Origin of the sequence: Algibacter lectus (genome assembly GCF_900112395.1) — a bacterium.
In the GTDB taxonomy this organism is placed as follows: Bacteria; Bacteroidota; Bacteroidia; order Flavobacteriales; family Flavobacteriaceae; genus Algibacter; species Algibacter lectus.
In genome coordinates this window covers 205,183-229,603 of record NZ_FOLN01000002.1, presented here as the reverse complement: position 1 = coordinate 229,603, position 24,421 = coordinate 205,183, and the positions used below count along the sequence as shown (strand labels likewise).

At 33.3% G+C, this 24,421-nt stretch carries 17 protein-coding genes; 7 read left to right on the top strand and 10 right to left on the bottom strand.

The features are described 5' to 3' along the window. The first annotated feature begins 192 nt into the window (after positions 1-192). From leuC to leuB, 4 genes are all read left to right on the top strand, one after another. Positions 193-1,587: a 3-isopropylmalate dehydratase large subunit gene (leuC, locus tag BM246_RS04065; protein ID WP_074935933.1), complete on the top strand. Its 1,395-nt coding sequence runs from the start codon at positions 193-195 to the stop codon at positions 1,585-1,587. A 136-nt stretch (positions 1,588-1,723) separates the two neighbouring features. Beyond that, complete coding sequence (gene leuD, locus BM246_RS04060) at positions 1,724-2,320, top strand: 3-isopropylmalate dehydratase small subunit (protein WP_042495047.1); 597 nt, start codon at positions 1,724-1,726, stop codon at positions 2,318-2,320. A gap of 3 nt (positions 2,321-2,323) precedes the next feature. Then, positions 2,324-3,844, top strand: a complete 1,521-nt coding sequence (locus tag BM246_RS04055; protein WP_074935932.1) for an alpha-isopropylmalate synthase regulatory domain-containing protein — start codon at positions 2,324-2,326, stop codon at positions 3,842-3,844. Positions 3,845-4,086: 242 nt separating this feature from the next. Continuing rightward, a complete protein-coding gene (leuB, locus tag BM246_RS04050) occupies positions 4,087-5,145 on the top strand; it encodes a 3-isopropylmalate dehydrogenase (protein ID WP_042495049.1) in 1,059 nt (352 codons plus the stop codon). Between the two features lie 120 nt (positions 5,146-5,265). Here the strand turns inward: leuB and BM246_RS04045 are convergent, their stop codons facing one another. Then, entirely contained in the window at positions 5,266-6,096 is an 831-nt protein-coding gene (locus BM246_RS04045; protein WP_074935930.1) for a hypothetical protein, read from the bottom strand. A 419-nt stretch (positions 6,097-6,515) separates the two neighbouring features. On the opposite strand from BM246_RS04045, the gene BM246_RS04040 reads away from it, so the two are divergent. Further along, on the top strand, positions 6,516-8,948 hold the full coding sequence (locus tag BM246_RS04040; RefSeq protein WP_074935928.1) for a zinc-dependent metalloprotease: 2,433 nt from the start codon (positions 6,516-6,518) through the stop codon (positions 8,946-8,948). Between the two features lie 99 nt (positions 8,949-9,047). On the opposite strand, the gene BM246_RS04035 is transcribed toward BM246_RS04040, so the two are convergent. Together BM246_RS04035 and BM246_RS04030 are read right to left on the bottom strand one after the other, a co-directional pair. Further along, positions 9,048-11,507, bottom strand: coding sequence for a T9SS type A sorting domain-containing protein (locus BM246_RS04035; protein ID WP_074935926.1), 2,460 nt, complete (start codon positions 11,505-11,507; stop codon positions 9,048-9,050). A 25-nt stretch (positions 11,508-11,532) separates the two neighbouring features. Beyond that, positions 11,533-12,189, bottom strand: a complete 657-nt coding sequence (locus BM246_RS04030; protein WP_083415711.1) for a phage tail protein — start codon at positions 12,187-12,189, stop codon at positions 11,533-11,535. 319 nt (positions 12,190-12,508) lie between these two features. On the opposite strand from BM246_RS04030, the gene BM246_RS04025 reads away from it, so the two are divergent. Beyond that, positions 12,509-13,555 carry a pentapeptide repeat-containing protein gene (locus tag BM246_RS04025; protein ID WP_074935925.1) on the top strand — a complete coding sequence of 349 codons (1,047 nt, stop codon included), beginning with the start codon at positions 12,509-12,511 and terminating at the stop codon, positions 13,553-13,555. Positions 13,556-13,597: 42 nt separating this feature from the next. Here BM246_RS04025 and BM246_RS04020 read toward each other — a convergent pair whose 3' ends face one another. From BM246_RS04020 to BM246_RS04005, 4 genes are all read right to left on the bottom strand, one after another. Beyond that, positions 13,598-14,509 carry a peptidoglycan DD-metalloendopeptidase family protein gene (locus tag BM246_RS04020; protein ID WP_074935923.1) on the bottom strand — a complete coding sequence of 304 codons (912 nt, stop codon included), beginning with the start codon at positions 14,507-14,509 and terminating at the stop codon, positions 13,598-13,600. Positions 14,510-14,635: 126 nt separating this feature from the next. Continuing rightward, complete coding sequence (locus BM246_RS04015; RefSeq protein ID WP_042503685.1) at positions 14,636-15,880, bottom strand: mechanosensitive ion channel family protein; 1,245 nt, start codon at positions 15,878-15,880, stop codon at positions 14,636-14,638. Then, complete coding sequence (locus BM246_RS04010) at positions 15,880-16,170, bottom strand: DUF3817 domain-containing protein (RefSeq protein WP_042495062.1); 291 nt, start codon at positions 16,168-16,170, stop codon at positions 15,880-15,882. Before BM246_RS04010 ends, BM246_RS04015 begins: the two co-directional genes overlap by 1 nt. Before the next feature lie 105 nt (positions 16,171-16,275). Further along, a complete protein-coding gene (locus BM246_RS04005; protein WP_074935921.1) occupies positions 16,276-16,893 on the bottom strand; it encodes a YqaA family protein in 618 nt (205 codons plus the stop codon). Between the two features lie 259 nt (positions 16,894-17,152). Here BM246_RS04005 and BM246_RS04000 point away from each other — a divergent pair, with 259 nt between their 5' ends. Further along, positions 17,153-19,297, top strand: coding sequence for a tetratricopeptide repeat-containing hybrid sensor histidine kinase/response regulator (locus BM246_RS04000; protein ID WP_139221848.1), 2,145 nt, complete (start codon positions 17,153-17,155; stop codon positions 19,295-19,297). Positions 19,298-19,664: 367 nt separating this feature from the next. Here BM246_RS04000 and BM246_RS03995 read toward each other — a convergent pair whose 3' ends face one another. From BM246_RS03995 to BM246_RS03985, 3 genes are all read right to left on the bottom strand, one after another. Beyond that, a complete protein-coding gene (locus tag BM246_RS03995) occupies positions 19,665-20,921 on the bottom strand; it encodes a purine-cytosine permease family protein (protein WP_074935918.1) in 1,257 nt (418 codons plus the stop codon). Beyond that, positions 20,922-21,965 carry a 2,5-dihydroxypyridine 5,6-dioxygenase NicX family protein gene (locus BM246_RS03990; RefSeq protein ID WP_074935917.1) on the bottom strand — a complete coding sequence of 348 codons (1,044 nt, stop codon included), beginning with the start codon at positions 21,963-21,965 and terminating at the stop codon, positions 20,922-20,924. Positions 21,966-22,064: 99 nt separating this feature from the next. After that, positions 22,065-24,419, bottom strand: a complete 2,355-nt coding sequence (locus BM246_RS03985; RefSeq protein WP_083415710.1) for a TonB-dependent receptor — start codon at positions 24,417-24,419, stop codon at positions 22,065-22,067. Between the last annotated feature and the right edge of the window lie 2 nt (positions 24,420-24,421).

The window sequence follows — 24,421 nt, the reverse complement described above, 5'->3', positions numbered from 1 at the left end:
TTAATATTCTTTTAAAAATTATAATCATTTTTAAGATTTCATTGCATTAAATTCAAATTATATCGGTTCCGTTGGTGATTTTATAAAAATAAAGTAACTAAGGACTATAAAGTTTTGAAATACTGTAATAAACTCTAAATTTGTTACTCTTATAGCTTTAAAGCTATTTTAATACAAAAATTTAAATTTTTTATGAGTAGTACATTATTTGACAAAGTGTGGGATTCGCATGTTGTGCGAAACATTGCAGATGGACCAGATGTGTTTTATATAGACCGTCACTTAATTCACGAAGTTACAAGTCCTGTAGCTTTTGTAGGTTTAAAAAGTAGAGGCTTAAGTGTATTGTACCCAGACCGTACATTTGCTGTTGCCGATCACAATACACCAACAATTAATCAGCATTTACCTGTTGAAGATCCGTTATCTGCTAATCAGTTAAAAACTTTAGAAGATAATGCTAATCAATACGGTATTAGTCACTGGGGATTAGGTCACCAAAATAATGGTATTGTTCACGTTGTAGGACCAGAAAACGGTATTACACTTCCAGGAGCAACTATTGTTTGTGGAGATTCTCATACATCTACTCACGGTGCTTTTGGAGCTATTGCCTTTGGTATTGGTACTTCAGAAGTAGAAATGGTGCTTACTACACAATGTATAATGCAACCAAAACCTAAAAAAATGCGTATTAGCATTAATGGGCCACTCAGTAAAGGTGTTACGCCTAAAGATGTTGGTTTATACATTATTTCTCAATTAACAACTTCTGGTGCTACTGGATATTTTGTTGAGTATGCTGGGGATGTTTTTGAAAACATGACTATGGAAGGTCGTATGACGGTTTGTAACTTATCTATCGAGATGGGTGCACGTGGTGGTATGATTGCTCCAGATGAAAAAACATTTGAATATATTAAAGGTCGTGCCATGACTCCAAAAGGAGCCGATTGGGATAAAGCAATGACCTATTGGAAAACTTTAAAAACTGATGAAGATGCTACTTTCGATAAAGAATTAGTATTTAATGCAGCAGATATTGAGCCAATGATTACCTACGGAACAAATCCGGGAATGGGTATGGGAATTTCTAAAAATATACCATCTGCAGAATCTGTAGAAGGAGGAAAGTCTACTTATGATAAGTCTTTAGCTTATATGGGTTATGCAGAAAATGAATCTATGATCGGTAAGAAAATCGATTACGTATTTATTGGAAGTTGTACTAACGGACGTATTGAAGATTTCCGTGCATTTGCTTCTATTGTAAAAGGACGCAAAAAAGCAGATAATGTTACGGCATGGTTAGTACCAGGTTCTCACATTGTTGAAGCTAAAATTAAAGAAGAAGGTTTACTAGATATTTTTGAAACAGCTGGTTTTGTATTAAGAGAGCCAGGATGTTCTGCTTGTTTAGCAATGAATGATGATAAAGTTCCTGCTGGGAAATATGCGGTAAGTACATCAAACAGAAACTTTGAAGGTCGTCAAGGACCAGGATCTAGAACATTGTTAGCGAGCCCGTTAGTTGCAGCAGCTGCAGCAGTTACAGGCGTAGTTACAGACCCTAGAGATTTACTATAAGTTGGCAGTGTATAGTCAACAGTTGTTAAGTTAATAAACTGAACAATATGTTGATTTTATAAAAGAATAAAAAAATAATCGTCAGTTTATGGCAGCTTGCTGTCCACTGAATACTGGCAAACTGAATATTAAAAAAATGGCATACGATAAATTTACAACATTAACGAGTAGCGTAGTACCGTTACCAATAGAGAATGTAGATACTGATCAAATTATACCAGCTCGTTTTTTAAAAGCGACCACTCGTGACGGTTTTGGAGATAATTTATTCCGTGACTGGAGATATAATGGTGATAATACACCAAAAGAAGATTTTATATTAAATAACCCAATTTACACAGGAAAAATTTTATTAGGAGGAAAGAACTTTGGTTCTGGTTCTTCTCGTGAGCACGCTGCTTGGGCGGTTTACGATTATGGTTTTCGTTGTGTAGTATCTAGTTTCTTTGCAGATATCTTTAAAAATAACTGTTTAAATATTGGAGTATTACCTGTGCAAATTAGCCCAGAATTTTCTAATGAAATTTTTGAAGCTGTTTATGCAGATCCAAAAACGGAAGTTGAAATTGATTTAAAAGCACAAACTATTACATTACTTTCTTCTGGAACGAAAGAAAGTTTTGATATTAATGGTTATAAGAAAGACAATATGTTAAATGGTTTTGATGATATCGACTATTTACAAAACATGAAAAGCGAGATAGAGGCATTTACTGAATCTCGTCCTTTCTAGAAAATGGAAGTAAAAAGAATTGAAATAATGGATACGACATTGCGCGATGGTGAACAAACCTCGAGCGTGTCGTTTTCTGCTTCTGAAAAGCTCACTATAGCTAAACTTTTATTAGAAGAACTAAAAGTAGACCGTATTGAAATTGCCTCGGCACGTGTGTCGCAAGGTGAACTTCAGGCGGTTAAGGATGTTACAGCTTGGGCTAAGGAAAGCAACTATTTAAATGCTGTTGAAGTTTTAACTTTTGTTGATAAAGGGATCTCTATTAATTGGATGCTAGAAGCAGGAGCAAAGGTTCAAAACTTATTAACTAAAGGTTCGTTAAACCATTTAACACATCAGCTTAAAAAAACTCCAAATCAGCACTTTATAGAAATTAAAGAAAATATTATTCAAGCCACAGAACACGGTATTGAAACTAATATTTATTTAGAAGATTGGAGTAATGGTATGCGAAACTCTAAAGCTTATGTTTTTGAATTTTTAGAGTTTTTATCAACACAACCTGTAAAGCGCGTTATGCTTCCTGATACTTTAGGCGTATTAACACCAGAGGAATCTTTTAATTTTGTAAAAGAAATTAAAGATAAATACCCGAGTTTACATTTTGATTTTCACGCACATAACGATTACGATTTAGGTGTTGCCAATGTTATGGCTGGTTTAAAAGCCGGAGCAGATGGTTTGCATTTAACAATTAATGGTATGGGTGAGCGTGCAGGAAATGCGCCAATGGCTAGTACTGTTGCTGTTATTAACGATTTTATGCCCGATGTAGAAATTGGTGTAAATGAGAATTTTTTATATACCATTAGTAAGTTGATTGAAACCTTTTCTGGTTTTATGATTCCTGCTAATAAGCCTGTTGTTGGGGCTAATGTATTTACGCAAACTGCCGGAATACATGCAGATGGTGACAATAAAAACAATTTATATTTCAGTGATTTAATGCCTGAACGTTTTGGGAGAACCCGAAAATATGCCTTAGGGAAATCGTCTGGAAAGGCCAACATACAGAAGAATTTACAAGAATTAGGACTTCAGCTTGATGGTGAAGATCTTAAAAAAGTAACCCAACGTATTATTGAGTTGGGCGATAAAAAACAAGTAGTTACCAAGGAGGATTTACCTTATATTATTTCGGATGTTTTAGACAGAAGTTATGAGGAAAAAGTGAAAGTGAACGCATATGTGCTAACGCATGCTATGGGCTTAAAACCTACAACTACGGTTTCACTTACTATAAACGACGAAGTTTTTGAAGAAAGCGCTCATGGCGATGGCCAATTTGATGCGTTTATGAATGCTATTAAAAGTGTTTTTAAACAGAAACAATTAAAGTTACCTAAATTAGTGGATTATGCAGTACGTATACCACCTGGAAGTAACTCGGATGCACTTTGTGAAACCATTATTACATGGAAAAGTGCTGAAAAAGAATTTAAAACACGTGGTTTAGATTCCGATCAAACAGTTTCGGCAATTAAGGCTACTGAAAAGATGATGAATATAGTGGTGAGCTAAATGAGTTTATTGTAAACTGAAACTGTTAACGCTATACAGAAACATTGTAGACAGACCCGCGTTAAGGATTGAACGGTTTGTTTGAGCTCGCCGACGGTAGGAGGAAGTGAGTAGTGAAAGTCCGACTTTTTGCGATGCTGACAAGTGTACTTCAAAACTTATTTTGGTACTACACTTCACAGGGATGAGCAAAAAGAAACGCCAAAAAAATAAATAGAATTTAAAGTTTAAAATTAATAAAGATGAAATTTAATATTGCAGTTTTAGCAGGTGACGGTATTGGACCTGAAGTAATGGAGCAAGCACAAAAAGTTAGTGAAGCGGTTGCGCAAAAATTTGGACATGAAATAACTTGGAAGCCAGCATTAACAGGTGCTGCTGCTATTGATGCGGTTGGAGAACCTTACCCAGACAGTACGCACCAAGTTTGTTTGGCTTCGGATGCTGTTTTATTTGGAGCTATTGGTTTGCCTCGTTTTGATAATGATCCTTCGGCAAAAGTACGTCCAGAAAATGGTTTACTTCAAATGCGTAAGCAATTGGGCTTATTTGCTAATTTAAGACCAACGTTTACGTTTCCGTCTTTATTAGATAAATCACCTTTAAAACAAGAGCGTATTGAAGGAACAGATTTAGTGTTTTTACGTGAGTTAACTGGTGGAATCTATTTTGGAGAAAAAGGTAGAAGAGATGGTGGTGAAACGGCTTTTGATAACTGTGTTTATACACGTGTTGAAGTACAACGTTTGGCTAAAAAAGGTTTTGAATTAGCAATGACACGTTCTAAAAGATTATGTTGTGTTGATAAAGCTAACGTTATGGAGACATCTCGTTTGTGGAGAGAAACTGTTCAGGCTATGGAAAAAGATTATCCTGAAGTTGAAGTAAGTTACGAGTTGGTTGATGCAGTTGCTATGCGTTTAGTACAATGGCCAAATAGCTACGATGTTTTAATTACTGAAAACTTATTTGGTGATATTTTAACGGATGAGGCCTCAGTTATTTCTGGATCTATGGGATTAATGCCATCGGCATCTATGGGATCTGATATTGCTTTATTCGAACCTATTCACGGATCTTACCCACAGGCAACTGGATTAAATATTGCGAACCCAATGGCCATGGTTTTATCGGCAGCCATGATGTTTGAAATTGCCTTTAACTTACCAGAAGAAGGAAAAGTTATTAGAGATGCTGTAAACAAAGCGTTAGCTGAAGGTATTGTTACTGAAGATTTAGCCGATGGCGGAAAAGCTTACGGTACTAAAGAAGTTGGTGACTTTTTAGCTGCAAATATCTAGAGAGTTAATACCTCAATTATATAAAAAAAACCTGTTAAGAAATTTCTTAACAGGTTTTTTTTATATAATTATTTTAGGTTTTAAATATGTATCGCATATTTATTTTGGAACATCCAATCTTTATAATTTATTTTTAATATTTATAGATCGACTATATTCCTTGTAATTATAATCTATAATTATAGAGTCTATCTTTTTATCGTAATCATGGATGTATTCCTTTTTAGGTAAACTAATTTTACCCTTATACTTTTCTTGAGCTGCTATTTTATTAATGGCATATTTCTCTAAAAAATCTGGGTAAACCATATAGACAACCTTGGTTTGAATATTTTCAATTAGAACAAATTGATTTTCGAAAAGAAAGTATTCACTTGTTAAATTATTGCTTTTCGCGTTAGCAACAGAAATTAAGTCTCTCTCATTATAGCCATCTATACTTTTAGTAACATAAAATGAACCTAAATTTTTAAATGCACCTACAAAGATGTTTTCTGGTTTAAAAACACTTCTTCTTATTTTATATTTATTATACTTTCCAACAGAAACTTGGCTTGGTACAATTTCATATTTTTTTACTGACTTTAAGGTTCTTCGCGCTATTCTTAATCGATTGTTAACATCTGTGATTTCTTTTTTAACGGCAGGTGTAAGTTTTGATTCTTTATTTAGGTTAGCTATTCGTGTGCTATCAGCTTTGGCTTTGTTAGTAAATGCTAAAGCTTTTTTATAGAAAGTTGTTAAACGTTTAGTTGTTGGTTTTTCACCTACAGTTGTATAAACAACACTAATTATTTCAAAAGTATAAGGAGAACCGCCTTCTTTTTGAGTCATTAAAGTGTTTAACTCTTCGTTAAATAAAAAATCTACACCTTGTGCTTTTACCTGAAAACACAATATATAGGCTAAACCTACAAAGCAAATTGTTTTTATATTTAAATGTTTATTCATTCATCTTTAAATTTATAAAGTGTCTATAGTGTTGACTATAGCGTAAAATGCAAAGATATAAAATTGGGGGTGATAGAGAAGTAATCCTTATATAAAGTATTATAGAAATGAGAATTAGTAAGAAATTTATATTGTTTCTAACTTAATTTAATAACTTATTGGTTTTTAAAGTGATGACAGGTTATTTACTTGAATGATGTAATATGGAAATATGGAGAAGTTGCTGTGAGAAACTCGAAAATATTAGTCATGATAAACTAGTAAATGTTTTGCTTTTTAATATTAAATTCTAACTAAAAGCTTTTCAAAATAATAAATCCGTAATTGTAATATTAATTTGCCTTAAAATTTTGTGAAAAAAAAAGTGCTAATGGTATTAATTTTTTATTTTTAAAGATTATGTATCTAACTCTTTCCTTATGAAAAAAATAATACTTGTAACTTTATCATTAATAATGTGCTTGGCTTCTACAAGCAACTACGCTCAATCTAAACGGAAAAAGAATAAAAAAGATAAAAGTGAAATATCTAAACCTCCTGAAAAGAAAAAAGAGGGAAAAATAAAACCCTACAACGAGGTAATTACTAAAAGTGCCATTTCAGATGATGGTTTATTTAAAACACACCAAGTTGGAGAATCGTATTTTTTTGAAATTCCTATGGAACACTTAGGGAAAGATATGCTTCTAGTAAGTAGAATTTCGAAATTGCCAACCAATATGGGCGATGGCTATGTTAATGCGGGAACTAAAACCAATTCGCGTTTAGTAACATGGGAGCGCTTTCAAAATAAAATACTGATTAAAGAGAAATCTTATAGTTCGGTAGCTAATGAAGAGTTACCAATTAGCATTTCGGTTAAATCTAATAATTACGAACCTACATTATTTGCTTTTGACATTAGTGCGTTTAGCAAAGATTCTACAGCAATAGTTGTAGATGTTACTAAGTTTTATACTAGTGATGTTAAAGCCATAAGTGGTTTACCGTCTTATATGCGTAGTGAATATAAGGTAAAAAATTTAGACGCTTCTAGAAGTTTTATAAACAGTGTTAAGAGTTTTCCCGAGAATATTGAAGTGGTACAAGATATGACTTACAATGCATCTGCACCACCATCTTTTAGAAGTGGTGAGTCTATAAGCTTACAAATGAATCAATCTATGATTTTGTTACCAGAAAAACCTATGCAATCTCGTTTTTCAGATGACCGCGTGGGTTGGTTTACTCTAGATCACGTAGACTATGGCAGTGAAGCATTAAAGTCTGATACTAAAACTTTTATTCGTAAATGGCGTATGGAACCTAAAGATCCAGAAGCTTATGATCGTGGTGAATTAGTAGAACCTATTAAACCTATTGTGTATTATTTAGATCCGGCTACACCAGAAAACTTGCGTAAATATATTAAAGAAGGCGTAGAGCTGTGGCAAGGTCCTTTTGAGAAAGCTGGTTTTAAAAATGCCATCATAGCTAAAGATCCGCCAAGTAAAGAAGAAGATCCAGATTTTAGTCCAGAAGATATTCGTTATTCTGTAATACGTTATGTAGCGAGCACAACTAGAAACGCTATGGGACCAAGCGTATCGGACCCGAGGACAGGAGAAATTATTGAAAGTGACATTATTTGGTATCATAACCATTTACGATCGTATAGAAATCGATATTTAATTGAAACGGGCGCGGCTAATCCTGCGGCTAGAACTTTAAATACACCGAAAGAAGATATTGGTGAAATGATGAAAATGGTAATAGCTCACGAAGTAGGGCACACTTTAGGTTTACCGCATAATATGAGTGCAAGTAAAGCTTATGATGTTGAAAGCTATAGAAATGGAGATTTTACACAAAAGAACGGCATTGCTTCTACTATTATGGACTATGCGCGTTATAATTATATTGCCCAACCTGGTGATGAAAATATTAGATTTATTAGAAAATTAGGAGCTTATGATGATTATGCTATTAACTGGGGATACCGTGTTATTCCAGAGGCCAATACTCCAGAGGCAGAACTAATAACTCTAGATGGTTGGATTCTTGAAAAAGCTGGTGACCCAAAATATATCTTCGGAAAACAAAGAAGCCGTTTTGACCCTACATCACAAACAGAAGATATAGGAAACGATGCTATAAAAGCGAGTACTTATGCGCTTAAAAACTTAAAATATGTTTCTATTCATTTACCAGAATGGACTAGTGATGTTACTAATGATTACGATGATTTAGAGGAGTTATATGATGAGTTATTTGGAGCGTGGCGTCGTTATATCAGTCATGTATTAACCAATGTTGGAGGTGTACATGAGAATTTAATTAACCCGAACCAGTCTGGTATTCCGTTTGAAGCTGTACCTAAAGAAACTCAAAAAGCATCCGTACAATGGTTACATGAAAATGCATTTACAACACCGAGTTGGTTAGTTCAAAAAGAACTTTTAAGCCGAACAGATTATGAAGGTTACACAGCGCGTTTAGGTAAATACCAAAGTAGTTTTTTAAATAAATTATTGAGTCACGAGATTTTAGAACGTTTAATTGATCATGAAACTATAGACGCAAACAATTATTCTGCTTTAGAGTTACTACAAGATGTTCGTAAAGGACTTTGGATAGAAGCTAACGCGACAAAAAATGTAGATATCTATCGTCGTAATTTACAACGTGCATATATTGAGCGTATGGCTTTTTTAATGACAGAACCGTCAGATGTTAGAGCTTTGGCAAGAGGAGAATTATCTGTGTTAAAAAAGATTGTTATTAACGCATCTTATCGTTCTACTGACACTACAACAAAATACCACTATAAAGATTGTTTAGAGCGTATTAATACTATTTTAGATCCTAAGTAGGAGCGATGCTTTAATAAGCTTAACATTATTAAAAGAAAAAAGCGTGAATTCTAAACTAGAATTCACGCTTTTTTTATGCTTGTTTAAAATGTATATTAACTATTTTTTAATCATTAGCTTTTCAGAAGCGCCATCGGTGCCTTGCACAAAGTACATACCTTCGCTTAAGTCTCCAACATACACTGTAGTTTCAATGGTTGCTGTTGCATTGAATGATTTTACAGTTTGTCCTAATTGATTAATAATTTTAAATTGACCTCCTAAACTAGATTTAATTTTCACTTGGCTAGAACTAGGGTTTGGATACATTGAAAAATTAGATTTATTATCAGTAATCTCCGTTGTTCCTAGAGTAGATACGGTAATACATGTAGATTCTACTGAACAGCCTAAAACAGAAACCCATACTTTGTAATCTCCAGGTTCCGTAGCTGTAAAACTTTGACCTGTTTCACCATCTAAATATTCATCGCCTTCACCAGTACAAGCAAACCATTGGTATGATGCATTAGATTGTGTTGCTGTTATTACTCCCGCATTTAATGTTGCCTCATTATTAATTTCAGAGCCTACGGTTACTTCAATCACAGATCTATCACTTTCACAACCATTAATTGTTTTTGATATATAGTATTGATTTCCATTTATGACTAAGTCTGTTTCTGCTAGAGGAGTTTCTGTAGTAGCATCAACATAAATTTTTATATTATCTTCAGAGAAAAGCAATGATAAGTCTGCAATAGTACCTCCGTGGCAAACATATGCTCCTAGGTAGATATCCATCGTGCCGTCAAAACATTGAGTTGGAACCCATCCTGTTAGTGGAGGAGTTAACCCCGCAGGAACACTCGTGTTTTCAAATCCTGTATTTTCAATGTCCATAGCGAATAAAACCCATTTTGTGCCGTCAAAACCAACTGCAAGAGGAAAATTGTCTAAATTAGATATATAAACGTTTTTACCATTTAGAATATCTGTTTTAGTGAAACCAGTACTCAATTCAGCACAATCTCCTGTTAAACCAACAGTAATAATATCAACACTAGGGGCATCGGTATTAGTAACTTCAATATCGTCGCTAACAGCATTTGTACATCCATTAGCATTGGTTAACGTATATGTTATAGTATGAATTCCAACACCAGCGGCAGCTGGGTCAAAAGAATAAGTCATTCCATTACCATCGTCAGTAATACCAGTACCAGAATACACACCTCCAGTAGCTGTTCCACCACCTAAATCAGCTTGAATGCCAGCATCCAAACATAGGTCTTCAGGAGCTGTAAAGGTTACTGTTGGTAAAGTATTTATTGTAACAGAAGCAGTTTCTGATCCATCACATAAACCAGAAGTGCTATAAGTTACAGTATAGGCTCCAGGCGTGGAAGCTGATACATCAATAGAACCTGTAGTAGCATTTAATGATAATCCTCCTGAAGATGTAAAAGTACCTCCAGATACTCCAGTGATTGTAGGAGTAGGGTCAGAACTATCAGCACAATAAGCAGTAGCGCTATAACTAAAAGAAGCGTCTTCACGTGGCGTGGTTGTAATTGTTACACTACCGCATGAGCCTGCAGTAGCGCAGCCACCTTCTCCTCTAACATAATAGGTTGTACTTGGTGGGGTTGGTGTTACAATAATGCTTGAGCCTGTTGTTGTACCAACTAATGTGCCTCCACAAGAACCTGTATAGACATACCATGTTGTGGCATCATTTAAATCACCAGAAATATTTAGTAAAGCACTATTTCCATCACAAATAGTTCCCGGAGCATAACTAATGGTGGGTATATCTGGCTCTGTACAAGGCACTGTAACGTTAAATGTAGCTGAAGATACAGGAAAAGGCACATCATTATCAAACTCCCAATTTGAAAGATCCATTATAGAAGCTAGAATTGTAGCTTTATCACCTGTGTGCAATGATGTAGGCATATAACGTGCGTTATCAAATTCTGGTTGTGCACCTCCATTTGGAAAAAGACCTAAAGCGTCTGTACCATTAGTTAAACCGTTTGGCAAAAGTGAGTTTGAGCTACTAGTTGAAGTACTCCACGCATTTCCGGGAGATCCCATTACACCGCTATTTGCATTAATACCAGCCACGAAATCAGTCGCTGTAGGTATTCCTGTAGATTGATAAATAAAAAGATTATCACCTGCAGCTCCCAACATATTTCCATTAATTGGACTGTAAGCGCCTATACTTAAAAGTGAGGCTGTTCCGGAACCTGAAGAAGTAAAACTTAAGATATTTGTATCAATAGAAATTTCTTCTCCTGCTAAAAAATCTGATGTAGCTGTAAATTCAATCGAGGATTCAATAGCATCTAAAGAACTTCCGTTCCATGCTTCATCAGTTATTATAAATTTAGTTGAATTAGCTATTGGTACTAAAAGAACAAAGGAGAGTGTTTCATCATCTATATTGATACGTGTAAAAGCTATATCACCTTCAGTTAACACAGTTTGAGAAAACACAGGCAAACTTGTAAGTGACAGAGCAAAAAATAACAATGTTATTTTTAAAAACTTTAATGTGTAATTGTTTTTCATATTTTAAAGATTTGTGTTGATTTAATTAGCTGCGTGATGGGTATATGCCTTGAAGACAAATTATATAATTAATACCCAAATAAGGAGTTCTAATATCAAAAGGCTGTTGGTTTCCGTTATTAAGAATATTAACATTTCCTTCGACGTTAACATTTCCATTTGATAAGTTCGCATCAGGAGTATCACTACTATATATTTTGTTAGCTCCTCCAATACTAGGAATTGCTAGACTATTATTTGTAGGATCATCTGAGTTTGCTTCTTCCGCAACGGCAGGCGTAGTTGAAACACCGGATGTTTGGGTAAATGTAGCGGTATGATTGTGAGAAGGCATATTTGAAACAGTTAAAGTAATATTTTCTCTTCCTCCTTTAGATCCTTCTCTATAAGTAGACAATCCAGGACCATTACCAGGTCCCATAGCAACTCTACCACGCAAATCTGGTAAGCCAAAAGTAGTTCTGCCATCTCCGCCGTACGTAGTTCCTAAAATTGAGAATAATGCATCGTTTTGTGATATTGGTAATAACTGTCCTTGACAAAGTGCCCAACCTCGGGGAGCAAAATTACCTGCAAACATTTTTACTTCCCCAAGAAAAGTTTCCTGTTGGGCTAAACTGTTAAATGTAGATAGTAAGCAGATTAGGAATAATCCGGTAATTTTAATTTTTAATTTCATCATTTAAATTTGGTTATGGTTAATAAGCGACAAACATAGCGAAACAGATTGCGTTAAATCGTTTAAATTTGTACTTAATCGTGTTTATACGTAGATACACCTATTTAAAAGTGTATTTCGTCGATGAAAATATGTTTGTGTCGATTTTTGATAAAAAGATTATTTATATTGCAGGGAAAGGTTTTAACTAATAATAAAGGAAGCATTTATAGACTACTTATTAAAAACAATAAACTCTGCGAAAACAGAAATGAAGTTCAATTAAATTTAAAGCAGTAAATTTGTTTTCTACCGAAAAATAACTAACCCCCAAAACTTAAAAATGAGTGAACATATTGACGACTTATTACGAGAAAATCAACGCCTAAAGGCACGTCTCGAAAAACTAGATTCTAAAAAAAAACGATCTAATAAGCGCGGTATTTTTAAGTTTGTTGGTACTCTAATTGCTGGTAAAAATCTTAAAAAGAGTATTTATAATTCTATTAACGAATTTAATCAGCAACATAAAATATCAATAGAAACCACATCTAACCTTGTAGCGAGTTTAATTAGGCGTATTACCCGAATTGGCGTTATTGGCTTATTGTTGGCTATTTTGCCAACAACTTTAATGTTTTACCAAAACAATTTATTAAAAATTCAGAATAGTAAAATAGAAACTCAAACACATTTAGCTGAGGCGTCTCGTCGTTCTACTCAAATGTTTATTATGGGCGAGGTTCTAAGTGATGTAAATAGCGAATTAAAAAATAGCAGTTCTTCTAGGCTTTCTAATACTTTGGCAGGACGAATTATTGGCTTAAGCCGCGCCATGAAACCGTATAGATACATGGTAGGCGATAAGCTTATTGATGAGCCTATTAGTCCAGAGCGTGGACAGTTACTTATTTCGTTGTGTAAAAGTAAAATTTCGTCATCGTTTTTTGTAGATGAAATTTTACAGGAAAGTGATTTTACTAAATCGGAATTAATGAATGCTAAGTTAAGAGGCGCTACTTTAAGGGATATTAATTTGAATGAAGCCAACTTATCTGGATCTGATTTAATGAATGTTGATTTACAAAATGCCAGCTTAAAAAACACCAATTTATCGCATGTAGATATGGACGATGTAAATTTAATTAATGCCAATTTAGAAGGTGCTAACTTAACAGGAGCCTTTTTAATTAGAGCAAATTTAAAAGGAGCAAACCTAACCAATGTGGTTTTAGATAGCGTAAAAGTAGATCGCGCCGATTGGTTATTACATATAAGAGATAAGCTTAAAATTAGAGGTGCAGCAGAACTGTTTGAAACCTATAAAATTGATAGCGTTTTTTATTATCAAGCTTCTAAGCTTAAAAAACCAATGATTTTAAGACGATAAAAAGGTGTATCTCTATTAAAAAACAAGTTGTTTTTTAAGTAATTATAGACTAACAACTAGTTTTTGTCCTATTCTTAAGAGGCTCGTTTTTCTTATGGAATTCGTTTTACAAAGTCTAGATACAGAAATTCTATATTTATCAGAAATACCAGATAGTGTTTCACCACTCCTAACCACGTGTATTTTTTTTCTGTTATCTTCTTTATGGCTAGCCTCTGCTAAAGATTTAGTGGTTAGAAGTTCTAATTCAGTTTGTCGTTTAGAACCATGATATTGAGCCGTTACCCATTTTTTAGTCACCCATAAATTTTCGTTTCTAACGGCGTTACTTTCCGAGAAATCGAATAAATATTCTGGGTTTATGTAATTGCCTTTATAACTTGTAATTAAATGTAAATGGCTCCCTCTTGCATTTCCTGATTTACCACCAATACCTATAATATCTCCGGCAGAAACGGTATCATTGGCTTTTACTTGATATTCCGATAAATGGGCATAACCTGTTTCTAAGCCATTATAATGACGTACAATTACAATACGTCCATGTCCAGAGCTATATCTTGCAAACCTCACAATACCATCAAACATAGTGCGAACAGAATCTCCGGTAACTAAATCAATATCTATACCTTGGTGGGCACGACCTCTGCGCCAACCATAACGCGATGTAATGACTTTTTTACCATCGATAGGTGAGGTGTAGGTACTATCTGAAAATGTAATTTCGAAAGGTTGAATTTTAATGTCATTTCTATAAGGATCGAAATTGATACTATCCCATTTTTCTGAAGTAATTGTGGCTTCAAATCGTTTTTTTTGTAACTGATTATTTAGTCTGTATTCCTTGTAAACGTTGGCTAAAGAGTCTAGTTTTTGTTTTATTTCGGTTTTATTTTGAGCGGTTAAAGATTGAAAAACACCAAGTAAGTATATGAGAGAAATAACTTTTTTCATGAAATAATAATAACTTTTAAAACGCTATTAAATTTTTTAAAATCTAATAGCGTTTTTTTACTTTTTTTAAGTGAAATTACTGGTTACGCAGCAATATATAGTTTATAAAATATAGTCTTTGTTAGTCTAAGCTTTAAAACTGCCATGACTTGGCAACTCAAAAATTTCTAAATCGAAATAGGGTAGAGCTGCTATAAGATGATCGAAAATATCCGACATAATATACTCGTAGTTTTCCCAACGTTTATCGCTACTAAAAGCGTAAATTTCTAATGGAATACCTTGAGTAGTTGGTGCCAATTGGCGAGCCATAATCATCATATCTTTATTTACCGCAGAGTGCTGCTTTAAATAAGTGTCTATATATTTTCTAAAAACACCTAAATTACTAAGGTTACGTCCGTTTAATAGTAGGTTTTTATCAACGTTATTCGCGTTGTTGTAAGTTTTGATATCTGCTTGTCTGCCTTCTAAATAAGACGTTATTAAATGGATACCTTTTAGTTTTTCAACATCAGCATCGGTTAAATATTTAACACCAGTTTGCTTAATATAAAGCGCTCGTTTAATACGTCTCCCTTCAGAATTCGTCATCCCACGCCAGTTTTTAAACGAATCGGAAATTAAAGCATAAGTTGGTATCGTAGTTATCGTTTTATCAAAGTTTTGCACTTTTACAGTGGCTAAATTAATTTCGATAACATCACCATCGGCTCCGTATTTTTCAAAAGTAATCCAATCGCCAATGCGCACCATATCGTTAATAGATACTTGAATACTAGCAACAAAGCCCATAATAGTATCTTTAAAAACAAGTATAATTACTGCAGAAATAGCGCCTAAACCGGTAACAAATTTTATAAATTCAATACCTGTTAAAATGGCAATAGCCGACATTATACCACCTAGCCAAGAGAAAATCATGAAAACCTGTATGTAACTATCAATAGGTTTGTCTTTAAAACGTGGTAAGGTTTTTAGGTAGTCTTTTAAAGCATTAAGTGAGCTTCTAACAATCCAAAGGATTAAAATAATGGCAAAAACTTCTAAGCCACGCTCAAAAACATCTTCAAAAGTTGGAAAATCTCCAAATACTTCAGGCACAAATCTAATAGCCACAAGTAGCGGAATGATGTGCGCTATATTGCGAGGCACCTTATTGGCAACCAATAAATCGTCAAAATTAGATTTAGATACCGAAGCAAACTGAGCAAAGGTTTTTACTAGTATTTTTCGTGTTACATAATCTATAATAAACACGGCTATTAATAGCGCAATTAATAGCGCAAGCATATTTAGATACTTGGCAGAGTTTTCGGTAAAACCACTTAAAATTAAATAGTCATAAAGTTTATGTTTTAAACCACTCATTAAACCGTTGGTTTTAAAAGTTTACTTTCAACATAAAAAGTTCCAAAAGGAATAACAGAAGCTACAAGCACAATTAAAAATGTTTTGCTAGTCCATTTCATGTCACTTTTAATTAAAAAAGCTAAAATAATGTAGACAATAAAAAGCATTCCGTGAGGCATTCCTAAAAGTTTTACGTATTCAGGATTACCGGAGATGTATTTAATTGGAGTAGCAATAAATAATAAAAGAAGATAAGATACACCTTCTAAAAAGGCTACAATTCTGAAAATATTTAATAATGAAAACATACTGTAAATTTTCAGCAAAAATAAGGTTCTAAAGTTGTAATCCCTTCATAATAATCGTTAAAAATAAGATAAATAGAAGGTGAAATTCGTTAAAGCAAAACCCTATTAAAGCGCACTAAAAATAAGAATGCCATAAAGCGCAAAACGGATAAATCTAAGCGAACCAAAAAGCATGACATTTTTAAACGGAAATTCGATAATTCCGGCTGCCAAACAAGCAATAGAAAAGGGTAGAGGCAATACAGCTCCAACCATAATTAAAAAGCCACCCCATTTTTTTGAGTTTTTAAGTTGCTTTTCCATTTTTACTTCAATGTAATTATGTACCGATGGAATTTTAGTAATAGTACGTCCCATCCAATAAGAGACTAAACCGCCACCGTAAGATAAAACAGCTAAAACACCTAAATAAAACCACGGACTATACATTTTACCTGCCCAGGCAATAAAAATTTCTGGTGGTACCAAGCCTAAAAGTGTTTCTGAAACAAAAAAGAAACTTAAAACACCGTAAGCCGGAAGTATTTCTGTTAAATGCGTTAGTGTTTTGTTGATATCAAAAAAATGATTCACCACATATACCAAAATAACAATACCAATAATATACGGTAAAGCCTTCTTTACTGCTTGCCAAACAAAGCTGTAAAACCCTGTGTAAGAGTAGTATTGATGTAAAAGCTTGAATTTAGATTTCTTCGCTTTTGATTTTGGATCCGGTTTCATTTTTGATAAAATTTTGGGCTAGCAAATATAAGATTATTTTTTTAGTCGTAGACTAAAGCTAAACGTTACATAACAGTACTTTAACATTTATAATTTCAACAATTATGCCAATAATGATGAGAAAAACGGATGAAATGTGTTAAATAATTAATAAGCGTACAAAAACCGATAATTAATTGGTTCGTAAGATAATATGTCGGTATTTTGCATTTCATAAATTATATCGATACCTTAACCAAGGAAATTAAATAAATTTAGCTTGAATAGAACTTTATTTGTCATCTTATTAATGCTTAGCTTTATATTTAGCTATGGTCAACCTCAAAATGAAACAAAAAAGGTGGGCGATAGCATAAGTGTATTGATAGATTTGGCTCGTAAAGAAAATTTTGGATCTAACTTCGAAAAAGCGTTAGAGTACTCTATTATTGCTGTAAAATTAGCAAACATTTCTAATACAACAGAAAAGCAAGCTCGGGCTTATAATAGTTTGGCAACTACATATCAAATGCTAAATGATGATGAAAGTGCTGAAAAATACTTTTTACTAACCCTTAAATTTGGTCGAGAATTAGAAAGCGATTACATTATTGCTTCGGCCTTAAACGGTTTAGGAAGCGTTTATTCTAAAGATGAAAGCACCTTAGATAAATCTATTAAACATTATAACGAGGCCTTTGTTTATGCTGAAAAACATGGTAACCCTGATAATATTGCTGCTTGGCATTTAAACATGGCGGGTTTGTTTTTAGATTTTAACAAAACTGACGACGCCTTACCTTATTTAGAGTCTGCTACTAAAACCTTAACTGATAATGATATTGACGATCCTGTTTATATAGCAACATTATATTACTTAGAAGGACTTTATAATAAACAGAAACTGGAATTTGATACCGCTAACACGTATTTAGAAAAAGTTATTCAAATTGCTAAAAAAGAAGATTTATATCCTGAATTGATAGATAGCTACAATTTACAATATGAAATATTTGAAGCCCAAAACAATTATACGGCGGCAATAGAGGCGTTAAAAAATAAGCAGTTTTATAAGGATTTAAGTTTTAACACCGAAAAACGATTAAAATTAGAAGATCTAAATGCGCAGTTTAAATTTAGTGAATATCAAAAAGAAATTACACAGGCGCAATTAGAAACCGAAACTTCTAATTCTAGAAATAATATTATTACGGCTATTGTAGTTTCATTTGTTTTATTTTTTCTGTTAATGCTTTTTCTTGTGCATTCTTTTAAAGATAAACAAAGACGAAAAGATCTTGAAGCTGTACGATCTAAAACCGAACATTTAACGAATTTAAAATCGGAATTACTGAGTAATATAAGTCATGAGTTACGTACACCTTTATACGGTGTTATGGGGATAACTTCAATGTTAGCCGATGATAAAACTTTAGGTGTAGAACACAAGAACTTAATTAATTCCTTACAGTTTTCTGGGAATAGATTACACGAATTGGTTAATAAAATATTACGAATTACCGAAATTGAATCGGATAGGGTAGCGGAGAAAAAAACAATTATTAATCTACAAGTTTTAATAAGCGACCTTATAAATTCACTTAATTATTCTGCTAAAGAAAAAGATAATGAGTTGGTTTTAAATATGCCGGCTGCTATAGATAATTTGTATTATTTAGACAGCTTAAAACTTACCGAAATTTTAGATAACTTAATTTCTAATGCTATAAAATTCACAAATCAAGGAAGAATAGATGTTAGCGTAGCCCTTGTAAATACAGATAGTGATATCGACTATTTAGAATTTAAAGTTGAAGATACTGGTATTGGTATTGCTAATGAAAACCATACGTTAATATTCGAAAATTTTAAACAAGCCATAGAAGAAAATACATCGTTTGGTTCTGGTCTTGGTTTATCTATTGTGAAAAGCCATGTAGAAACCTTAGGCGGCAAAATCAAATTAGATAGCGCACTTGGTTTGGGTAGTGTATTTTCGTTTGTAATTCCTTGTGAAATTGCTACGCCGGATGTTATTGCTAAAAGTACTTTACATAATAGAAAGAAGCCATTAAAGGTTTTAGTTGTAGAAGACAATAAAATAAACCAAATGATTACCAATAAACTTATTGTTTCTATTGGGCACATTTGCACTATATCACATAATGGATTAGAAGCTGTAGAACGCTGTAAAACGGACGATTTCGATTTAATACTTATGGATATCAATATGCCTTTAATGAATGGTTTTGAAGCCTCTAAAACTATAAAATCTTTTAAACCAGATTGTAATATTGTTGCGTTAACGGCTTTAGAAATTAGTGAAGTTAAGGAACAATGCATGGCCGTTGGCATGAATGGTATTGTTAATAAACCTATTGGTAAAGCTCAACTTAAAGATATTATACAAATGAATGTGGCTTAACAGGATTTCGTTATTCGTGTTTTCTATATTTTATGTGTAGTTTGAAAGATACTAGAGTATGGTTTAAAACATTCTATTTTACATAATATTAATTATAGTACAAATATATTATATGCTTGAAACGGCGAATAGAACTGTTTCTGTTCTATTTTACATAAATGCGGATATAGTGCCTTTAGGTCTATATCGTCAGCATTTATGTAACAGCTGTTTTACGTGATGATGTTTGTTAAAATTCGTAAGCTATAATTTTATACTATTGTATCTATAATTAGCCGTTATGTAAAATAGCCGCTACCAAGAGCTCGATTTATTAAAATAACAAATATCAGCGAATAATTATCCAAAGCTCGCCAAATCTAAAATTTCAGAAAATGCGCTTCCTTTCTAAAATCACATAGATTAATCCACCAAGAACAAATGAATCTATAAAATACGCATGTGTTAATTGAAAAACCTCTAAATACGTAAAAACAGTAATAATAGAGCTTAGTATCCAACTTATTAATGCTGGAAATTCCCATTTATTTATATCTTCTAGATTATACTTCTGCTTTTTAATCCAAAAGAAATGAATAAAATATATTGAAGATATTGATGGTGCTAGAATTCCTAAGAATTCAAGAAAATCAAAAAGATAGGTAGCAAAACCTAGCAATGCCAATATAGTTCCGAATAAACTAGATGCAATAGCTACCTTTTTGAACGTCCAATTTTTGTTGATTGTAGAAAACGTTAGGCTTGCGGAATATAAATTAGTAGCATTGGTGCTCCAAGTCGCTATAAACAATAATAAAAACGCAGGAATTACCAAGTTGTATTGTTCCATTATTTTAATAATATCGACTTCACCTGTTTGAATAGATGGTACAGCACTAAGCATATAGGCCAAAGGTGTACCAATGGTTAAACCCAATACTGAAAATAAACTTTGTTTATCTGTTTTTATAAATCTAGAAAAATCTGCCATTAATACAGGAAATAAAACCGCAGCACCTATTAAAATAGATATTGCTTCAAAAAGAGTCATTGAATTTTCTTTTGGAACATAGTCGAAAAGTTGCGATAGACTTTCTAAATCTGCAACAGAGCGGTAAAAAACATACCCTAAAAACGCTGTTAAAATTGGAATAGAAAAATTGGCAAGCTTTTCAATACTACGTAAGCCATAAACTGTTGTAATGGTTATAAATAGACTAGTTACGATAATGATAAGCGCCTTTGATACAACAAAGTTAAAAGTACTAATTGAAGTATCATAAATGGCAATTGCCAATAACTCTATGGCTACTGCAAACCAACCAATTAATGTAACACCGAAAATAAAATTGACAATTTTAGCTCCATATTCTCCAAAACTAAAATGTAGAATCATGTAAGTTGATAACCTAGATCGATTACCAATTAATGTGGTTGCCATACACATTATAGTTAACACAAATGTAGAAACACCAAATGCTATAAGCGCTTGCTTAAGGCCTAGATTGAGTGCAATTTCTGAACCTAAAAATAGTGTAGAAACTGATAATCCTGTACTCGCAATAATGAAACCAACAACCCAACCTGATACAAAGTCTTTTGGTTGAACTTTTGTGGTTGCGTATTGATTATTATTATCTTCCATTTAATTTTTTAAAAGATTAAGAGTATATGGTTTTAAATCTGGATGACAAACTACGCCATTATCAAATATCTGAATATCATCTAAAAAAACACTCACATTAGTTACCACACCATCAAAATGAGATTTTGCAACTTGCCCTAATGGCGGCATATCCATTGGACTTGTATGTCCAAAACCAAAATCAGCGCCTCCCCAAATACGTTCATCTTCCGCTACATCTCCACTTAATGTAGTTACTTTAGGATTCAAACCTAGCATATTATGAGATATTTTATACATATTTGGATCATTAAAAGAGCCTAAGTATGTTTTAAATTTTTCTGCTGCTTCCTTCTCCCCTTTTACATCAACAATCTCACTATGCTTCATAACAAATTCTAAGGGGCTTCCTTGTTCTCCGTTCTGTAAAAAGTCAAAAACAATAGTACCGTTCATACTTCCTATTTTAGGAACAATGTTTACAAAACCTGGAGCTGTTCCAAATTTTGGTTTAGAATAATCGCCATCATCAATATCAAAAGCATAATTTAAATCAATGTCATAGGACACATTAGTCCCATTTTTACTTGTAATTTTAACGGTGTTACAAGCTAATACTTTTTCTCGCGTTTTAGTAAGTAATTGTTTTAATGATTGAATATCAAAACCTGTAAATATGCGATCCAATGATTCTATAGAGCTATTTCCAATAATTAAATAGCGTAGTTTTTTGTTATCTCGCATGGCAGTTTCCCAAATGTCGGAATACAATAGCACCATAGAATTTGCTTCAATCCAAACATCGGCTTTACATAAAGCAGCTGTTAAAGCTTCTGAAGGCCAATAAGGCATTCCTGCCTGACTTTCTTGTTCTGCTCTTGGTACCAATATAATCATTGGTATTCCTCCGGCTACAGAAGTAGCTGCCGCGAAGGCATCTACAATAGCTCTATCAGACGGTAAATCTGCTGTAATAGCGACTGTTTCTCCGGGTTTTACTTGAAACATATCTTCTATTAATATTTTGGATACTCTTGCTATTTTTGATTGTAAATTTTCTATCATGATTTTTGTAAAAACAGAGGGAATAATGCATTCCCCCTTACTAATTCAACATAATTAATATTGTATAAAATAATATACTTAGCGGTTTTATTTCTTAGTTTAAAACCTCAAAGAAATTGCTGTTCCAATAGATAATGGTCTTCCTCTCCACGCCACATCATCCGGACTACCAACAAATTCTCCTGGTGAAAATTCTTGGTAATACTGCTTATCTGTTAAGTTTTTGCCCCAAATATCAAGCTTCCAGTTTTTATAAGAAAACCCTATTCTGGCATCTAATAAAGAATAAGCATCTGTTGTGTGCTTTGCTAAATTACTTTCATGATAGTATGTTTTTCCTGTTGTATCAAGGTTTATAAATCCATTAAACTTGACGCTATCGGTAATGTTAAATGAAGATTCTAAACCTATCCCAAAGGTACTTACAGGGACAAACGGTGTTTTGTTGCCATTATAATTTGAGTTGTCTGTTGTAGTTCCATCTGTTCCTCCAGTAGTTCCACCTTCCACAATTTCGGCATCAGAAGATCCAAAACTTGCAAAAACATCTAAGTAGTTTGTTAAGCGCGCACGCGTTTCGAACTCGAACCCAAAAACTTTGGTTTCATCATAATTATAGACTCCAGCAATAAAAGTATTTAGGTCTAAAATATATTGTTGCTGATTGGTTAATTTGGAAGAAAACACAGAGCCATTAAAGATTAAACGATCATTCCATGTGGTTGTTTTGAATCCAAATTCGTAGTTGTCTGATGTTTCATCGTCAAATTCTCTATTAAATAAATCGGTAAGGTCTGCATTGTAACCGCCATTTCTATAACCTCTACCATAATTTGCGTATAACAATACCTTTTTTGAAGCTTGGTAAGACAATGATACTTTAGGTTGAAATTCATTATTGTCTCTTTCAGAACTAGTAACAAATAAATCGTCTACTTGACTAAATTTATCTATGTCGTATCTAAAACCGGCAGAAATAGTAAACTTATCTGTAATTTTATAATCTCCAAATCCAAATAAGGCTACGGTATTCGTTTCATTAACGTAATCTGCAGTATCGTATGCATCCGGACCACCAAAATCAACTCCAGTAGTTCCGTTTTGATAGACATCTTTTTTAATATTCTGATAAAAACCACCTAAACTCCAATCGAATTTAGTGTCGGTATTTGTATTGCTTAACCTTAATTCCTGATTAAATGTTTTCGTAGTAATTTCTTCCCCTTGTGTTAATCCATCAAGTTCTAAAAAATCTAAATCGCCAATTGTAGAGCGGTCTACTTTATTAAAAGAGGTAATACTTTGCAGGTTTGCTCCTTTTAGATTGTAATCCATCTTAATATTTCCATAATTATTTTTCATATCAGAACGTCCTAAAACATCTGATACAATAACATTATCTCCTTCCGAAGGATTTGGATTAAGAACACCTCCTGTAAATTCTCCATCTGTACCAATTGGATTTACCGAATAATAAGTGGCACCGCCATCTATATTAAAATGTTGAAAGGTTGCTCCTATTGTAAAATTATTTGTAACCCTTGCTTTTATTTGACCTCTGATATTAAAATCTTCAGAGAAATCTACTTTTTTATCTAGGAATTCATTGGTTAATAGGCCATCAAAATTTTTGTATTGTGTAGAAAAACGATAGAAGACTTTATCTTCTTTAATAGCTCCCGAAGACACAAATTGTGCTTGGAGATTCCCACCATTACCAACGCCAAATTTAACGCGATTAGACATTTTATTTGTTGGCTCTTTTGTATAAATATTTATGGCGCCACCAATAGCGTTTTTTCCATATAATGCTCCTTGAGGTCCTTTAACGACTTCTACTAAAGCTAAATCGTACAACTCCTGACTTAACAAACTTGGATCTGGAATAGTTACACCATCTATAACAAAAGCTAAAGGTGCATCGCCTCCCCTAACCTGAGGAATTCCTCTCACTGTTATAAAGTTTAAACCTACCGCTTGTGCCGAATTAAATTTTAAATTGGGTACCAAAGCCGAAAATGAACTCACATCTGTAATACCTGCACTCTCAATACCTTCACTATTTAAAGCTGTTACAGATTCCGCTGTAGTTTGAATGTTTTCTGTACGTTTTCTAGATTTACCAATAACGCCGGAGAACCCTTGAATTGTCACCTCATTTAAAGATTCTAAAGATTCAATTAAGATAATATCTATTATACTTTTTCCATCCACTTTAACCTCTTGATTTTCAAATCCAAGAAATGAGAATTCCAAAATAGTATTGTTTGATGTTGTGCTAATTTGGAAGTTTCCATTGAAGTCTGAAATAACCCCTTTAGAAGTCCCTTTTACAATCACATTGGCTCCTGCTATCGGCTCTCCATTATTATCTGTCACATTACCTGATACGGTAATTTGCGAAAAGGATAACGTTGTTATCAAAAGAAATAACAATAATATAGTCTGTTTCATTT

Coding starts and splice junctions, on each gene's coding strand:
- leuC (WP_074935933.1), top strand. CDS start 193: ATGAGTAGTACATTATTTGACAAAGTGTGGGATTCGCATGTTGTGCGA.
- leuD (WP_042495047.1), top strand. CDS start 1,724: ATGGCATACGATAAATTTACAACATTAACGAGTAGCGTAGTACCGTTA.
- BM246_RS04055 (WP_074935932.1), top strand. CDS start 2,324: ATGGAAGTAAAAAGAATTGAAATAATGGATACGACATTGCGCGATGGT.
- leuB (WP_042495049.1), top strand. CDS start 4,087: ATGAAATTTAATATTGCAGTTTTAGCAGGTGACGGTATTGGACCTGAA.
- BM246_RS04045 (WP_074935930.1), bottom strand. CDS start 6,096: ATGAATAAACATTTAAATATAAAAACAATTTGCTTTGTAGGTTTAGCC.
- BM246_RS04040 (WP_074935928.1), top strand. CDS start 6,516: ATGAAAAAAATAATACTTGTAACTTTATCATTAATAATGTGCTTGGCT.
- BM246_RS04035 (WP_074935926.1), bottom strand. CDS start 11,507: ATGAAAAACAATTACACATTAAAGTTTTTAAAAATAACATTGTTATTT.
- BM246_RS04030 (WP_083415711.1), bottom strand. CDS start 12,189: ATGATGAAATTAAAAATTAAAATTACCGGATTATTCCTAATCTGCTTA.
- BM246_RS04025 (WP_074935925.1), top strand. CDS start 12,509: ATGAGTGAACATATTGACGACTTATTACGAGAAAATCAACGCCTAAAG.
- BM246_RS04020 (WP_074935923.1), bottom strand. CDS start 14,509: ATGAAAAAAGTTATTTCTCTCATATACTTACTTGGTGTTTTTCAATCT.
- BM246_RS04015 (WP_042503685.1), bottom strand. CDS start 15,880: ATGAGTGGTTTAAAACATAAACTTTATGACTATTTAATTTTAAGTGGT.
- BM246_RS04010 (WP_042495062.1), bottom strand. CDS start 16,170: ATGTTTTCATTATTAAATATTTTCAGAATTGTAGCCTTTTTAGAAGGT.
- BM246_RS04005 (WP_074935921.1), bottom strand. CDS start 16,893: ATGAAACCGGATCCAAAATCAAAAGCGAAGAAATCTAAATTCAAGCTT.
- BM246_RS03995 (WP_074935918.1), bottom strand. CDS start 20,921: ATGGAAGATAATAATAATCAATACGCAACCACAAAAGTTCAACCAAAA.
- BM246_RS03990 (WP_074935917.1), bottom strand. CDS start 21,965: ATGATAGAAAATTTACAATCAAAAATAGCAAGAGTATCCAAAATATTA.
- BM246_RS03985 (WP_083415710.1), bottom strand. CDS start 24,419: ATGAAACAGACTATATTATTGTTATTTCTTTTGATAACAACGTTATCC.